This window comes from Peribacillus sp. TH27, from assembly GCF_016650915.1.
Taxonomy (GTDB): Bacteria; Bacillota; Bacilli; order Bacillales; family DSM-1321; genus Peribacillus; species Peribacillus butanolivorans.
In genome coordinates this window covers 4,954,155-4,969,305 of the sequence record NZ_JAEKEV010000002.1, presented here as the reverse complement: position 1 = coordinate 4,969,305, position 15,151 = coordinate 4,954,155, and the positions used below count along the sequence as shown (strand labels likewise).

Genomic DNA, 15,151 nt, shown 5'->3' with positions numbered 1-15,151 from the left:
AATATCTTTTACAGAGAAATATTTTTCTTACTTCACATATAAAATGTTCGGGTTTCAACCTTAAATAAGAAAATTATGATTTTAGAAGGAGTAGTTTCAATGAAAATTAATATATCCTTCAGTTCTGATTGGAATGACGAGTTTCTACAAAAGATGGAAAATGACGGTCCATGGGGTAATTGGGAGCTTTATAAATTGGCTGTTCAAATGGAAGAAAACCTCATTATTCCTGATTTTGAAGGTTTACAGGCACCCAAGCATCTTCCACAGCTCACCCCGCTTCCCCACCAATTGGAAGCGGCAAAGCAGGTAGTTGAAAAGATGAATGGAAAAGCCATTTTAGCTGATGAAGTAGGTCTCGGGAAAACAATCGAAGCTGGCTTGATTCTAAAAGAATATATGATCCGTGGTCTTGTTAAAAAAGTATTAATTCTTGTCCCCGCTTCACTTGTAAGTCAATGGGCTTTTGAATTGAATACCAAGTTTCATATTCCGGCTGTTGTTCAAAGAAAAAGCTATGTGTGGGAATCATGCGATGTTGTTATATCATCCATTGATACAGCGAAACGAGCTCCCCATCGAGATATCATTTTTAATCAGCAATATGACTTTATCATTATTGATGAGGCTCATAAACTTAAAAATAATAAAACGAAGAACTATGAATTTGTCCAAAATCTGAAAAAGAAATTTTGTTTATTGCTGACAGCTACGCCAATTCAAAATAAAGTCGAAGAAATTTTCCATCTTGTTTCGTTATTGAAACCGGGACACTTGGGAAATGCAACACTCTTTTCTGAGAAATATAAAGGCAAAGGCCGAAATGTTATTGAGGATGAGCACCTAAAGGAACTCGTCAACACTGTTATGATTCGGAACCGACGGGCTGATACTGGAATTGAATGGACAAAAAGGCAGGTGGAAACAATCATCATTGAATTTTCTCCAACTGAACAAGCCTTGTACGACGCTGTTTCCAAATTTAAGCCTATTTCAGATGGATCGAAGGGAAGTTCTTTTTCAGCACTCACCCTCCAAAGAGAAGCATGCAGCAGCAGAGAAGCCGTTTTTTATACATTGAAAAACATGAAAGCCAAATATGAACAGCCTTCCCCTGACTTTTTAGCAAAGCTAGATGAGCTGTTTGAGAAGGTAAATGAAACAGAACAAAACTCCAAGGCTGAAAAAGCTTTAGAACTCATCAAGAAAATTGATGACAAAGTGATTATCTTTACCGAATACAGAGCCACTCAGCTATATTTACAATGGTATTTACAACAGAATGGAATTTCCTCAGTTCCCTTCCGCGGCGGCTTTAAGCGTGGAAAAAAAGACTGGATGAGAGAATTATTCCAAAAGCAGATTCAAGTTTTAATTGCTACCGAAGCCGGTGGGGAAGGAATAAACCTTCAATTTTGCCACCACTTGATTAATTTTGACCTGCCATGGAATCCAATGAGACTTGAACAAAGAATTGGACGGATTCACCGACTTGGCCAGGAAGAAGATGTCATGATATATAACTTTGCAACGAAAAATACAGTTGAAGAACATATTTTGAAATTATTATATGAAAAAATCCATTTGTTTGAAAAAGTAATTGGTGAATTGGATGATATTTTAACGAAGCTGGATATTACCAACATCGAAGAATATTTAATTGACGTGGTCGGCGAGTCCCGAACTGAGGGTGAAATGAAAATCAAGATGGATAATTTTTCATCGATGATTCAATTCGCTCAAACTATGAAGGAAGGTGAGATTCATGCAGCAACAGGAAATTCATGATTTTTTAATAACTTTCTTTGAAGCTAATGATTGTGAAGTACTAGAGAATGCCCCATCCCATATCACTGTTCAACTGACGATTGAAATGGATAAAGAGTTAATGAACCGTCCCTTTTATTGGCATTATCTTGAAAAAACGGGCGGGATTCCAAACCCAGCCCAGATTACTTTCATTACTAATCCTGATCAGGCTCCACCCAATATGAAAGGAGAACGAATTCACTTTGGTTCGCCCCGTCTCCATCAAATTATCGAATCAACAAAAAGGCTGGCTGGATATACTAGACTTTTCGAGGATACACTCCCCTCAAATGGTCGCCATAATCCATTGTTCCCCTGGCTTACACTAAATGTTAAAATATCTTATCAATGTGATCGAAAAAAAGATACCTTTATGTCTGTTGGATTGAATTTAATCTCCGGGGAGATCATGGAAGGATTTCACAATCGTGTTTTACCGGTTAAAGTCACCCCAAAGATACCGGATTACTCCTTCACCCTCTCACCATTAATCATGCCAAAGAGTGGGTTAGCAAGACTTGATACATATATCCGAACCAGCTTCGAGAACGATGACCATTCTTGGGCGGAAGAAGCCATGGAGCGCTGGCAGAATGACTTAAATTTATTGGAGCATTTTTATAAGGATATGGATGAAAAAAGCGAAAGTTATTTCACTGAAAAACAGGCATTACAGGCCCAATATGAGCCAAATATCCTAATATCAATCATCAATGGCGGTTTATTTTACTTATCAGATAGAGCGTTAGGATAAATGGATCTATTTTTTCAGAAATGATTTCTCTACTACAACCGCCTAGCTAGGTTTTTCCTGACTAAACAAAAAAAAACAGATGTCCAAAAGCTTAGGACATCTGTTTTCTTTTTTTGATTTTTTTTCTTACAAACATCGACAAAGCGAAAGGGACAATACCAAACCAGTGGGACACACCAGTATTTTTATCCTCTTTCCGATGACGACGTTTTTCTTTCCGTTCTTTCTTGGTCAAATTAAAATATTCGACAAGCTGCTGTGTAAGATATTTGATATAAGCGTTAGTAGACATACAATATCACCCTAAATAAAGTATGCCCTGCTTATGCTTCTTTTATTCTTTCTAGTTTACCCGAGATGGTTACTATTTGGGCCTGCTTGTTGTATCGATGGTAAGTTCTCCACTTCCATTTAGGGGAAGCCTGACATTAGTCTAATCATTCCGTTCGATACCCCATTCACAGTCAGCCAAAAACGTTTTCATCCTTCCTGAATCCGCACCATCAGGTTGCCTTCATACGTGTTATACGGACTGTTTTTCTATCCATTCTACAACTCTACCTAACTCTTTGTCATATTGAATAATGATTCTACCAACTCGGTTATCTTTAGTCGAGGAAGCAAATTCAATAAAGGCATAACGGGCATCTTGTTTCGTTAATATATAATGGACATCACCATTGGGATATGAGATATCCCCCTGAAGGTTCTTCGGTATATCTTCACCCCATCCAGCTGTTACCTCATTAACGGCTAGATGCACTAAATGATCGGCCACAAGCGTTTCTTCCACTTCTTTATAAAATTTTTTATCGATGACAAATTGATCGATCATTAATATCGTGAACATGATAAAAACACTCGCTACAATCATGACCATCGGGAAAACGACCCCTTTTTGATTATTCATCAACTTTCGTCTCACTTTTAAAGAAAGGATGAAACCTGCGAATAACAGTATTCCCTGCTTTATCCGTTATATTTAACACAATGACGTTACCATCCTTCTCAACCTTAAATTTTGAAATGTTCTGCAGGATGACCTCATGACCTTTTCCATTCACTCGCCTGCGGAGCTTATCTTCATATTGTTCAATAAAAGATAACTGGTCACCTGAAAGTAAATATAATTTATTTTCTATTACATCCTGACTTTTAGCACCCCTGACCTCCTGTTGCATTTGCATCGTAAAGATCTCCCACTCTTTAGGATGCAATTTGTCTTTTGATTCCAACTGTGTGTGAATAATTGAAAAAAGTTGTAAGATGAAAATAGAGGTGGTCATTAATATCATTAAAGAAAAAAGCATTTCAATTATTGTAAAGCCATCATTTTTTCGCAGCATCACAAATGGATTCTGATTTACCCACTTCATTTTCATATCGTACACATCCTTCAATCATACCTGGGAAATCCTTCTGTTCCTTCCATGTTAGTTCATACAATCTTTTCTGATAATGGATTTCCTGGTCGACAGCATTTACCTCCCCATCCATGAAGGCAGTCAATCTTTCATATAACAAATAGTGGGCTTCTGTCCTTAAGACAACATTTTTCCGATTGGTCATTATCTCCTCAAGTATCGGCAGAATCGAAATGACCAAGACTATACAAATCGAAAAAGCGGCTATCATTTCTAAGTAGACGTAACCTCTACTGTTTCTCAATCCTAAACCTCCCTTTACCGATATTAAGGATTAACTTGTACTTCCCTTTTGTCGTATCAATCATCATCGTCCCTGCTTTTGAAGCATTTCCATACTGATTAAAATGAAACGTAAGTCCTAATGTTCCACTTAAGAACTGTATATCCTTTGGTATGCTTCTCTCAAGCACAACCCCCTCCTTATAGGATGTTACCGTGTAAATCCTATTCGTATTATCCATATGAAGGTAAATCAGACTTTCATGGCTGATGGCATACTGCTGCGCATAGAAAATGTCCTCTTTCAATTGAGAAATGAAAATCTTATTTTCCATTCCTTTAATAAAGCTTGGATATAAATTTAGACCGATGCCACTTAGCAGTACAAAAATAACGAGGACGATGAGGGTTTCTGACAGGGTATAACCTCCACAGGAAGGCCGCACAATCAATTTGCTGCTATTCAATTACCGTAACCTTTCCCTTGTTATCCAGACTAATACCATCCCCATTCGGACATGATTTTTGTTTAAGATACCCTTGACTTTCCATTTCATCAATACTAGCAGGAAGTTTGCCATTATCTATTTCATAGGCTTGCACCTGTGCTTGAGCCATCTTAACAAACGCTTCACAACCTTTAGAGTGAATCGTCGATTGATGCTTTGTTATATTTGGGATTGTAATAATCAATAGAATGGAAATTACGAGTAAAACAATAAGCATTTCAATTAATGTAAAACCTCTTTCATTCAACACTTTCTTCATATCATTCTGCTTCTAAATAAATGAAAATAGATTAGAAATTTCACACACCTATCCTATTCCCAAAATTATTTCAGCGCAGATTCACCTCCAGAATTTATTAAGAATATTCTATATCCCCTCGAGCAGAGAAAACATTGGCAGTAAGACCGCTAAATAAATGGAAACAATCAGCAGACCAATCAATAAAAACATAAGAGGCTGAATGATTTTCAAAATTGAATTCATTCTTTCTTCAATTTTCTCTAGCAAAAAACGACTGTAATGAAGTAACTCTGAATCAAGCCTGCCGTACTTTTGACCATTTGCGGCTATTAATGGTAAATTTCTATCAAAGTAAGGCAGCTCCTGAAAAATCATTTCTAGCGATCTGCCTTCAATTAAATCATCTTTAATAATTGAGCAAAGTTTCTGGTAAAAAGGCTGCTGCTGATTTATGGAGAATAATTTGATGCTTTCGTTAATGGAAAGCCCTCCAAAGAGTAAGCCACTGAATTGGCTTGCAAAAAAATACGTTTCATATAACTTAATGAATGTGCCTGCGAGAGGAATGTTTAATAATATTCTTCGCTGCCTTAAGGGGCATAACTTGTTAAACCAAAATTGTTTGAGTAAAAAAAAGAAAAGGAGCAATGCGAGCAAGATGAAGGGGATGACAGGGAGGATAACTGAAGAGGCTACCAGTAATTTCAGGATGATATTCTGTTCAACATCCATCGTAATAAAGATTGTCTGGAATTTTGGAAGGAGGACACTCTGCAGGATATAAAACACGATGTTCACAAAAAAGAATAAGAAAATTGGATACACCATCAACTTTTTCACTTTATCCAAATCTTCCGTCCTCTTCTTCCAGTATCTACCTCCTTCTATCAACGCCCTATTGAGGTCGCCGCATTGTTCTCCATAAAATATATAACTTACAAGTTGTGGATGAAAATTAAGATGGGTTAACACTTGATGCAGCGGATGCCCGTTCCTTAAATCCTGAATAGCCTGAGTAAAATCCTCAGCTTTCTTCTTTGATTCCTGAAACTCCAGAAAATGTATCGCCTCGGCTAAGGGATAGCCATGACTTAATAATTCCCCCAGCTTCGAGATAAAGACCGCTTGTTCTTTTATCCTCCATTTACTTTTTGCCTTCATCGTATACCAGCCGTTCAAATTCATGTGAATCCACATAGCCCATTGCCACCGCTTTTCCTATCTCATCCTTTAATTGGCGGTAGGAGACCGTCCCCTTCCCTTTTTCCTCTTTCGTCATCTTCAATACTTCTGCCAAGCTTTTTCCATATAGCAGTTCATACACACTTGCCCTTTTATTACGAGCAATCATTTGGCAAGCAGATGTACAAACCTCTTTACATTGCAGACATGTTAGTTCAACTAGCCGCTGAGCGGTCACACCAATCAAGCTCTGTTCTATCTCAAGCAAGCTGATTCCAAATTCGAGCAACCTAGAGATAGCTCCTTGTGCATCCCTTGTATGCATGGTCGTGAGGATTAAATGACCCGTTAATGCAGCACGAACTGCAATTTTTGCTGTTTCAGAATCCCTGATTTCCCCGACCATAATCACGTCAGGATCATGCCTAAGCACAGCTTTTAGACCAACAGAGTACGTAATACCTGCCTTTTCATTAATTTGAACTTGTAGGACCTTTTCTGACACATTTTCAATGGGATCTTCAAGGGTAATGATGTTCCGGTTGATCATCTCTTTTGAATGATGAAGCAAGGAGTATAATGTCGTGGTTTTCCCACTACCAGTCGGACCGGTAAATATGAGCATGCCATGGGAATGTTTCAGAAGGGCAACCAGTTTTTGAACGGTGTTTGGAAATAGGGATAATTGTTCTAAAGGAAGGATATTCTGCTGGGGAATCAAGCGGATGACCAAACTTTCGAGATGTGCAGTTGGTAATGTGGAAAGGCGAAGTCCAACCACTTTTTTTGATAAATTGACGGTAATTGAACCACTCTGAGGTCTTCTTTTCTCACCTATATCCATAGCGGCAAGGAACTTTAAATGGGAGATCAGTCGTTCCGTTTCAAAGAATGACAATGTTTCCTGAGGAACGAGTTTGTTGTCAATCCTGAATTGAATGAGAGGGCCCTCTCTGCGTGGTAAAACGTGAATATCCGATGCCGATAATTGAATGGCACGGGAAAGGATTTTTTCTGCTTTCTTTTCAATCGATATCAAATCTTTCATCACCTCCTAAGTATCTTGTAGTAGTGTTTCGACATTGCACGACAAATTCCTCCTTATAAAATAAAAAAATCCCCGAAAAAAGATTCGAGAATAAACCATATGCTCATTTTCAAATTTTGCTTTTATGAAACCAAATTTCTTAACGCATCTTCATTATGTCCAACCACAAGCTTTTCTCCATAAATGAGGATGGGTCTTCTTAATAATTTAGGTTCTTTTGTTAATAATTGGATGACATCAGAAAGTAGCATTTCGTCAATATTAACATGTAAGCATTTATAGGCTTCACTCCTTGTTGCTAAAACCTCATCAAGTCCTTCCGTTGTCAATTCAAGGATTCTCTTTAATTCTCCTTCTGTTGGAGTTTCTTTGAATAAATGACGTTCATCAAAGGATACTTGATTGGTTTTTAACCATTTTTTTGTTTTTCGGCAAGATGTACAGCTTGGGTATGAAAAGAAAGTTAAACGTTTTAACCGTCCCATTCTTAACACTCTCCGTTCACATTTTGTTTTTTAAAGATTCTATAAAACAATTGTATAACATTTGTTTAAGTTTTGTATATTCATTTGTACTATATCTCTGTTTGAAATGTGAACTTTTTCTTAACTTAAGGGAGATTGCTGTTTCTGTTATTCCATTTTTTTCTGCCTGTATTATAATGGAATATAGTTAAACTATTGGAACAGCAGGAGGGTATAATGGAACAAACGTTAAGAATTACAAACGTGTTAGCAGATCCCACCCGATATTATATATATCAATATATCGTTAACAACCATCAAGATGTATCTGTACAGCAAATTGCCGATTCTTTTAAAATTCATCCAAATGTAGCACGACTACATTTATCTAAACTTGAAGATGTGGACATGCTTACCTCGGATGCACGTAAGACAGGGAAAGGGGGTCGCCCTAGCAGGCTTTATCGATTATCCGATAAAGTCATTCAACTTCATTTTCCATACAGGGACTATCAGCTTCTTTCAAGAATTGCCATTAAGACGATGATGTTATTAGGAGAACAAGGAAAAAAGGCTCTTTATGAAACAGGGAAGGTATTTGGCGAGGAATTAATGAATCAGCAGCTAACCCTAAGCTCAACGTCGATTGACGATCTGACTTTTGATGAAAAAGTCAGCATGCTTAAAAATGCAGCTACCATTGCTGGGTTCTCGCCTGAAATACAGGCAAGCGAAGAAGAAAACAGCATTCTCTTTCGAATCTTCAATTGTCCTTTTAAAGAAGTTACCAATGTCGAGCCTAGTACGATCTGTGCAATGCACAACTCATTCTTAAAAGGTATGTTTGAAGCATTGTTTGACAATGTCAAGATTGTGGAATTAGGAAATATGATGGGAAATTGTGTAACATGTTCTTATCAGGCTTCGGTTCTCGCATAGAAACAAAAGGCATCCTTTACATTACCTTACAATTTCATTTATAATTATTTTGAATGCACACGACTAGACAAAAGGAGGGATTCGGATGGAACGCATGTTCAGAGTATGTGGTTTTTGGACAGGAATTATGGCAATATTCTTTTATCTTGGCCATATGCATCAAACTTCTTTACTTTTCTTCGCACAAACCGGCTTTTTTGTACTCTTAAGTTATTTAAAATTATCTGAGCGCATGTATATTTATGTTTTTGGCGCCTATCTTACCGTTTTCTTTGCAGGATTTTCCTACTGGAGCGTATTTATGATGACGCCAGGTACTGCACATTAAGGAACAGAGCAATATACATAACCCATGAATCTTGATTCATGGGTTTTTACATGTCCTTATTCAGGAAATAGTCTCACTTTCTCGGCTAAATTCTTCGATTGCAGCAACACCCTAAAATACTCACTATGGCCACCAGGAACAATTAACCCCCGTATTGCTCGGTTCCGCTTTGCTGTTTTTGAGAAAGGATCCGTCTCTTGGTGGTCTTTCAGTTCTTCAAGAATCCCTGTTTTGAGTAAAAATTCATTTTGCTGAAATAGTCCTTCCATAGAAAAATTCACATTTTTTCCGCTTTCGATTAATGTGTCAAAATGAATATGTGATGTCAGATCCATCTCACCCGGATACTCAAGTACTTTTTTCATCATTTTATGCTGATAATACCCTCTTAAGCTTCCCTGAAGATGGGCTGGTTCCTTCCACTCCTGTTCCGTATAGCCATAATCGATTGTAAGAAGAACACCTGATTGAATATGCGAAACGATTTTCTCATATTCTTGTATCATTTTAAGTGGTACTTCATAGCGCTGTTTTTCATTTAACATGATATTCTTTTTTGATAGGTAGTTAAGAATATCTTGATTTTTCAAAGGTTCCTTTATTTCTACTAATTGTCCTTCCTCTACAGTGATAAATACCTCTACTAGCGCTCCCTTATACATTTCAATGACATGTACAGGCAACGCATCAAAAAGTTCATTAGAGAAGACAATTCCATTTACATTCGGCAAATTTTCTAAACTATCCATAAAAGCAACCTGGTTAAACACCCCTACACGCTCTTGCTGAACCTTTCTGTGGTAAGGGCTACTGTCTACTAGGATATAGGTGAGTGAGCTCCACAGCACCGGCTCTGTTTCTTTTATAAAGGCCAGGATATCATAGGCAAGCTTCCCATCCCCTGCACCGATTTCGATTATTCTCGGAGGCAATCCGCATTCTTTTATCAAATAGATAAACCACCTGGCTAGTGCCCTCCCAAATGCATCCCCAACATTACCAGATGTATAAAAATCCCCAGTTGTACCGATTTTCTCCTTTTCACGCATATAATAACCTATATTTGGTGTATATAAGACGGCTTCCATATAATCATGATAGGAAATTCTATCTTGGGGACTGTTTACAATCATTTCTTTCAGGAGATTTTTCATTTTAACACCTCTTCTTTGATCCCCTTCCACAATAAGCTCATGCACAAAATAGTTTTTGACTATATTACTTCTTTGTTCAATAAACGTGTAATTTAATCTGCTCCAAAAAAAAGCAAACTCAGAACATATCTTTTGATACTATAGCTATAAAAGCCTTCCCCGTATCTATTAGTGCGATTTCGTCAAAATCAAATCGAGGATGGTGATGAGGAAAATGGGTGTTGTCATCCTCATTTCTTGCACCGATTTTAAAATATGTACCTGGTTTCTCTAGTAAGAAATAAGAAAAGTCCTCTGCTCCCATGGAAGGGGAAAATTCAACTACAGCTTCTTCAGAAAAAGTATTCACAAAAATGTTTCGAACCATCTTTGTTTCCTTCCTATGGTTGTATAAAGCAGGATAACCATTCAGATAGTCAATTTTATAGGCTGCATGATTTGCCTCGGTAATCCCTTTCACTATCGAGCGAATTTCTTCTTCGATTTGGAATCTTACTTCTTGATTGAATGTACGTACAGTCCCTTCGAGTTTGGCCGTATTCGCGATGATATTAAAGGCCGAGCCAGCATGAAAAACTCCTATAGTTACAACCGCAGATTGTAGAGGGCTTATTCTTCTGCTCACGATTTTTTGCAATGCTTGGACAATCTCACTTCCAATCACAATCGAATCAATGGCTTCCTGAGGTCTAGCCCCGTGACCGCCCTTTCCTTCAATGGTGATTTCAAATGCGTCCACTGCAGCCATTTTGTACCCGCTACCCACCGCTATTTTCCCTACAGGTATATCTGTGGCTAAATGCGCCCCATAAACGGCATCCACGCCCTCTAAGGCCCCATCTCCCAGCATATCCTTCGCACCGCCTGGTGGCTTTTCTTCTGCATGTTGGAAAACAAAAATAACACGCCCCTTTAATTTTTCACGGAACTTGCTTAATGTTCGGGCTGTTCCTAATAGAGCCGCAGTATGACCATCATGACCGCACGCATGCATAACTCCTGATTTTAAAGACTTATAGGGTGTCTCTTTTTCATCCTGAATGGGCAATGCGTCAAAATCCGCTCGCAATGCAATGGTTTTACCAGGATTCTCTCCGGATAATATGCCTATCACACCATTACCACCAACATTTTTCCTAACTTCTATTCCAAAACTAATTAGTTTCTCTGCAATAAAATGCGAGGTTTCCGTTTCTTGAAAAGATAATTCAGGATACTGATGCAAATGCCTTCGCCAATTTACAATGTCAGTAAAACCACTTTCTAAATCTAACAAGGCCTTCTCCAATATACCTTTGTTCTCACTCTCCATAATCCCAACCTCCTTTCATGTTTTTAAAACCTAGAAAACAGCACGATTTATTTTAATATTCAGTATAATTGTGAAAGTAATATTTTTCAATAAATTTACATTTTTAAATTCAACAATAAAAAAAGGTGCCAAACCTGGCACCTGCAAAAGTTTTTATCTCAAAAAGGGGTTTGTATTCTTTTCATCTAAGATCGTCGTAACTGGCCCATGACCAGGAAAAACAATAGTATCATCAGAAAGCGTTAGCAGTTTTGTATCAATGCTTTTTAAAAGCACTGCTTCGCTTCCGCCAATTAAATCGGTTCTGCCAACACTTCCCTGGAATAAAACATCCCCGGAAAAGAGCAACCGCTCTTCCTTCGCATAATAAGACACGCTGCCCGGTGAGTGCCCAGGGGTTTCGAATACTTCAAAAGTGAACCCACCAATAGTAAGTTCCTGCTCATTTACGAGAATATGGTCGGCCGGCTTCATCCGCATTGGGTTTTCCGGGAACCACTTCTGTGAACCATTTAATGCAGGATCAAGCAACCACTTTGCTTCCTTTTCATGAATATACGCAGGTATCTCATAATAGTCGCGGATTGCATCAAGTGCTCCGATATGGTCAAAATGAGCATGTGTTAATAAAATCGCTAGCGGCTTTAACTTTTTAGTTTGTATGTACTGAATAATTTTCTGCGGCTCCTCACCCGGATCGAAAATAATGCAGTTCTGTCCATCGGAAACTACATAGCAATTCGTTTGCAGCGGGCCTAAAGGAATTTGAGTCCATTTCATTTTCATCAACTCCATTATGATTTTCTACCCTTATCTTACACCAATTTAGGCTGCTATTGTTAATCCAGTTTACTCAAGCCATGGAAGTGTCACCTTTTAAACCTCGACAAACAATTGAAAAAATATTAAAATATTAACAAATGCAATCTTTTCTACATATTTTTGGTAGTTACTTTATTCTCTGGGTATATTATTAGAGATTAGGTTTTCATTACTTAAAAGGGGGTTTTGATATGATATTAATGGTTGTTTTCGGACTTGTGGCTATCCTAGGTGCAGCAGCAGTGGTTACCTCATTAAAACACAGAAACTTCTTAGGATTCATTTTTGCAGCAGGTAGTGCAGTCGTGTTTGGTTGGTTTACTGTTATGACTGTCATCAACAGCGGTTTTCCTGTTGCACATTAAAGAAAAAAGCTCGCCATGCGGCGGGCTTTTGTTTTAGGTCATTAACTTTCTTTAAATAATCTCTGTATTTGATGGGTTTTCATATCAATGATTTTCTCAAATTGATATCCATATAAGCATAGGCTGCCATCAAGCGAACAGCTTAATGGTTCATTTTCCATGTCCTTCATCAATTCTTCTTGTGTGCCTTTTTCCCAATTTAATTTAGTTAAGGTAAACCTGCCATCATATTGGTCAACATCTTTTGATTCATTAGGAATAAAGGTTATAAATTCCTTATTTTTTTCAATGAAATCATAGGATGGAATCACCCAATCTGAAAAGCTTTTCAATAGCGGTACGGAAAAAGAGTGGATCGGTTTGTTTGTCTCATCATAAAAAGCATATGTACCCCGATCTTGTTTTTCTGTCTCCACTTGAATCGTCATTAGCGCCTGTTTCATTTTTTTAAAGTGAATAACATCGAGCATTAGGCTTTCTACTCCATCATCATTCAGCGCTTTTCTTTCTAAAGGAGCCGTCAAAGCGGGTTCTTCCCTATTCCAATCAAGAAACATCAGTTCTTTTTCACTTGACCACTGAGCAAATGGCTGCGGAAAGTCGAGCGTTTCCATTGTTTGCTTTTCTGGATTTAACACATAACTGCTGTATGTCCAGTCTTCATTAAAACTAGATAAAAACAACATGCCATCTTGATATGAATTCCACTCATAAGTTAATTCATAGGCTGGTATTGCCACAGAATACAGCGGATTTCCTGTTTGATCAAGGATCGCTATTGATGCTTTACCTGAAGACGTGAAGGACGATACCAAAATATGCGTACCAGCTGGACTGATTGATACTTCAGAAAGCGCAAAAGACGGCTGATAAAAAATGGAAGTATCATTCGTTTCCAAATTCCATACCATCAACTGTGATAAATCATTACCATCCTGCTTCACAGAATATAAAATGGTTTTAGAATCAAGCCATCCATAAATAGCTTCGATCTTTTCTGTTTTTGAAGCTGGGATCTTTAATGTGCTTAATGAAGTTTCTTGGTTAGATTGGGAGTGTTCTTTTTCCGTATCATTTACGGGTTTACTAAGGTCCTTGGAAGGCTCACAAGCCGAGATAAGTAGGATAGTGGAGATAAATAATGCTACGAAACACAACATCTTACAGATAGACAGCTGCTTACAAAGAGCTGCTTTGGATACTTTAATCTCCACACACCTCCCACTTCAAAACTAAAACGCCTGGCATATGTGAGCGAGACATTAGAAAGAGTAAAGATTTCCAATCGAAACCCTTACGACTTTCATTATAAAGTAAAAAAGAGAAAATGTGGCGAATAATTATCTTATATTTTCGTGGAAGTATATTCCTTCGAAAATCGTCATCACATATACAGCCCTGCCATTAAAATCTTCACTGAATCTTCATATATGGTAGGCATATGCGATAGTGGAAGTGGATTAATTCCCTTACCCAATTCAATTGTGAATCCTACCCGCTTGAACTCCTGAATAAACCAATCCTTATACCCTGCATGGCTGTCAACATATTGGACAGCACGGTATCCGCTCCTCTCCTCAAACTCTTTTGCTATATTTGCTGCCTGCTCTGGTTCATGTCCTTCATATCCCCAATAAAACTCTTTTCCCTGTGTATGAAGCGCTATCACTCTTTCAAAATTTCGTCTTTCAGCCAACTCCTTCATGGCCACTGCTTCTGGCTCTGATAAACAGGTCTCTCCTGGAAAATCCCTCGGTGCAGGCGCCTTTGGAACCTTCCTCTTCTTTTCAATCTCCCAATTAGCTGGATATTGATTATTCAGATCTACTCCACGAATATTGGCTTTCCAGGCATAAAATGCAGGGTTATCATTATTTATTTTCAGCACATCAACCTTTTCCTCTGCAGCCACTGCCCCCTTAAGAACAAGATCAACCCCATCCGGGTTTACCATTGGAACCATCGAAATAGTCACATCTCTATAGAAGGGCAGGCAATCCATTCCGCAAAGAGAACTACCATTCGTAACTGAAAGTAGCAAATCATTCAACCATTTCATCAAGACCGCCGATGTAATCCATTCATTTGCATGAAAAGAACCGTTGTAATGAATAACCTTATCACCTTTACCTATTCTTACTTCAAGGAGCTCTTTCCCTAACACACTCACACCAATCGATTCAACTTTTATAAAAGGGTAATGAAAAGATAAAATTTCTAGGTCATCAAGAAGCGACTGATAATCATAGAGCTTTTCGGTGACAAGGAGAGGTTCCATGATTCGAACGGGTACAGAAAATGGTCTTTGTTCAACATGATTTACCATTAATAACGCATCAATAGGCAGTTGATATTGTAAAGCAATAGCTGCTAAATCGATATCTAGCCGGGTTTCCTTCTGAAGAATGAAACCGGGAATTTCCACATCCAGGCCTTCTGGCAAAATTCCTTCATGAATATCGGGATTGGCATCCTCAATTAATTCTTTTGGAATTTGAAACAAAACACTGTAATACGCCAACCTATCACCGCTTCTGCTCACAACTCTCATAGCCTTCGCCCCTTTCATTGTTTAATC

The 15,151-nt window shown here is 38.1% G+C and carries 19 protein-coding genes; 5 read left to right on the top strand and 14 right to left on the bottom strand.

The window, feature by feature from the left end; genetic code table 11:
• Positions 1-99 precede the first annotated feature (99 nt).
• Positions 100-1,788, top strand: a complete 1,689-nt coding sequence (locus JFU24_RS25355; RefSeq protein ID WP_190271218.1) for a DEAD/DEAH box helicase — start codon at positions 100-102, stop codon at positions 1,786-1,788.
• Positions 1,766-2,563, top strand: a complete 798-nt coding sequence (locus JFU24_RS25350; RefSeq protein ID WP_201223654.1) for a YqhG family protein — start codon at positions 1,766-1,768, stop codon at positions 2,561-2,563. The genes JFU24_RS25355 and JFU24_RS25350 overlap by 23 nt, the downstream gene beginning before the upstream one ends.
• Positions 2,564-2,654: 91 nt before the next feature.
• Here JFU24_RS25350 and JFU24_RS25345 read toward each other — a convergent pair whose 3' ends face one another.
• The 9 genes from JFU24_RS25345 to JFU24_RS25305 all read right to left on the bottom strand — a co-directional run bounded on the left by JFU24_RS25345 (position 2,655) and on the right by JFU24_RS25305 (position 7,674).
• The gene (locus JFU24_RS25345) at positions 2,655-2,855 is read right to left on the bottom strand and encodes a YqzE family protein (RefSeq protein WP_053346940.1); all 201 of its coding nucleotides are present in this window, start codon (positions 2,853-2,855) and stop codon (positions 2,655-2,657) included.
• 231 nt (positions 2,856-3,086) lie between these two features.
• The gene (comGG, locus tag JFU24_RS25340; protein WP_056526035.1) at positions 3,087-3,473 is read right to left on the bottom strand and encodes a competence type IV pilus minor pilin ComGG; all 387 of its coding nucleotides are present in this window, start codon (positions 3,471-3,473) and stop codon (positions 3,087-3,089) included.
• Positions 3,466-3,945 carry a competence type IV pilus minor pilin ComGF gene (comGF, locus tag JFU24_RS25335; RefSeq protein ID WP_116820708.1) on the bottom strand — a complete coding sequence of 160 codons (480 nt, stop codon included), beginning with the start codon at positions 3,943-3,945 and terminating at the stop codon, positions 3,466-3,468. The genes comGG and comGF overlap by 8 nt, the downstream gene beginning before the upstream one ends.
• Positions 3,893-4,231: a hypothetical protein gene (locus tag JFU24_RS25330; RefSeq protein ID WP_056526040.1), complete on the bottom strand. Its 339-nt coding sequence runs from the start codon at positions 4,229-4,231 to the stop codon at positions 3,893-3,895. The genes comGF and JFU24_RS25330 overlap by 53 nt, the downstream gene beginning before the upstream one ends.
• Positions 4,218-4,676 carry a competence type IV pilus minor pilin ComGD gene (gene comGD, locus JFU24_RS25325; protein WP_201250674.1) on the bottom strand — a complete coding sequence of 153 codons (459 nt, stop codon included), beginning with the start codon at positions 4,674-4,676 and terminating at the stop codon, positions 4,218-4,220. Before comGD ends, JFU24_RS25330 begins: the two co-directional genes overlap by 14 nt.
• Positions 4,669-4,977 carry a competence type IV pilus major pilin ComGC gene (comGC, locus tag JFU24_RS25320; RefSeq protein ID WP_053346945.1) on the bottom strand — a complete coding sequence of 103 codons (309 nt, stop codon included), beginning with the start codon at positions 4,975-4,977 and terminating at the stop codon, positions 4,669-4,671. Before comGC ends, comGD begins: the two co-directional genes overlap by 8 nt.
• A gap of 108 nt (positions 4,978-5,085) precedes the next feature.
• Complete coding sequence (gene comGB / locus JFU24_RS25315) at positions 5,086-6,144, bottom strand: competence type IV pilus assembly protein ComGB (RefSeq protein ID WP_201250673.1); 1,059 nt, start codon at positions 6,142-6,144, stop codon at positions 5,086-5,088.
• Positions 6,104-7,189: a competence type IV pilus ATPase ComGA gene (gene comGA / locus JFU24_RS25310; RefSeq protein ID WP_053346947.1), complete on the bottom strand. Its 1,086-nt coding sequence runs from the start codon at positions 7,187-7,189 to the stop codon at positions 6,104-6,106. Before comGA ends, comGB begins: the two co-directional genes overlap by 41 nt.
• A 122-nt stretch (positions 7,190-7,311) precedes the next feature.
• Positions 7,312-7,674: a Spx/MgsR family RNA polymerase-binding regulatory protein gene (locus tag JFU24_RS25305; protein WP_201185796.1), complete on the bottom strand. Its 363-nt coding sequence runs from the start codon at positions 7,672-7,674 to the stop codon at positions 7,312-7,314.
• A gap of 216 nt (positions 7,675-7,890) precedes the next feature.
• On the opposite strand from JFU24_RS25305, the gene JFU24_RS25300 reads away from it, so the two are divergent.
• Both JFU24_RS25300 and JFU24_RS25295 read left to right on the top strand, forming a co-directional pair.
• The gene (locus JFU24_RS25300; RefSeq protein WP_201250672.1) at positions 7,891-8,592 is read left to right on the top strand and encodes a helix-turn-helix transcriptional regulator; all 702 of its coding nucleotides are present in this window, start codon (positions 7,891-7,893) and stop codon (positions 8,590-8,592) included.
• An 85-nt stretch (positions 8,593-8,677) separates the two neighbouring features.
• Positions 8,678-8,920: a DUF2626 domain-containing protein gene (locus JFU24_RS25295; protein ID WP_053346950.1), complete on the top strand. Its 243-nt coding sequence runs from the start codon at positions 8,678-8,680 to the stop codon at positions 8,918-8,920.
• Positions 8,921-8,976: 56 nt separating this feature from the next.
• Here JFU24_RS25295 and JFU24_RS25290 read toward each other — a convergent pair whose 3' ends face one another.
• The 3 genes from JFU24_RS25290 to JFU24_RS25280 all read right to left on the bottom strand — a co-directional run bounded on the left by JFU24_RS25290 (position 8,977) and on the right by JFU24_RS25280 (position 12,166).
• The gene (locus JFU24_RS25290; RefSeq protein ID WP_201250671.1) at positions 8,977-10,074 is read right to left on the bottom strand and encodes a class I SAM-dependent methyltransferase; all 1,098 of its coding nucleotides are present in this window, start codon (positions 10,072-10,074) and stop codon (positions 8,977-8,979) included.
• Between the two features lie 118 nt (positions 10,075-10,192).
• Positions 10,193-11,365, bottom strand: coding sequence for an amidohydrolase (locus JFU24_RS25285; protein ID WP_201250974.1), 1,173 nt, complete (start codon positions 11,363-11,365; stop codon positions 10,193-10,195).
• A 174-nt stretch (positions 11,366-11,539) separates the two neighbouring features.
• A complete protein-coding gene (locus tag JFU24_RS25280; RefSeq protein WP_201185800.1) occupies positions 11,540-12,166 on the bottom strand; it encodes an MBL fold metallo-hydrolase in 627 nt (208 codons plus the stop codon).
• Between the two features lie 233 nt (positions 12,167-12,399).
• Between JFU24_RS25280 and JFU24_RS25275 the strand changes: the two genes are divergently transcribed.
• Positions 12,400-12,573, top strand: a complete 174-nt coding sequence (locus JFU24_RS25275) for a DUF2759 domain-containing protein (protein ID WP_082527590.1) — start codon at positions 12,400-12,402, stop codon at positions 12,571-12,573.
• Between the two features lie 41 nt (positions 12,574-12,614).
• On the opposite strand, the gene JFU24_RS25270 is transcribed toward JFU24_RS25275, so the two are convergent.
• Positions 12,615-13,787, bottom strand: a complete 1,173-nt coding sequence (locus JFU24_RS25270; RefSeq protein ID WP_201185802.1) for a YqgU-like beta propeller domain-containing protein — start codon at positions 13,785-13,787, stop codon at positions 12,615-12,617.
• A gap of 170 nt (positions 13,788-13,957) precedes the next feature.
• The gene (locus JFU24_RS25265; protein ID WP_201250670.1) at positions 13,958-15,124 is read right to left on the bottom strand and encodes a M14 family metallopeptidase; all 1,167 of its coding nucleotides are present in this window, start codon (positions 15,122-15,124) and stop codon (positions 13,958-13,960) included.
• Positions 15,125-15,151: the final 27 nt, after the last annotated feature.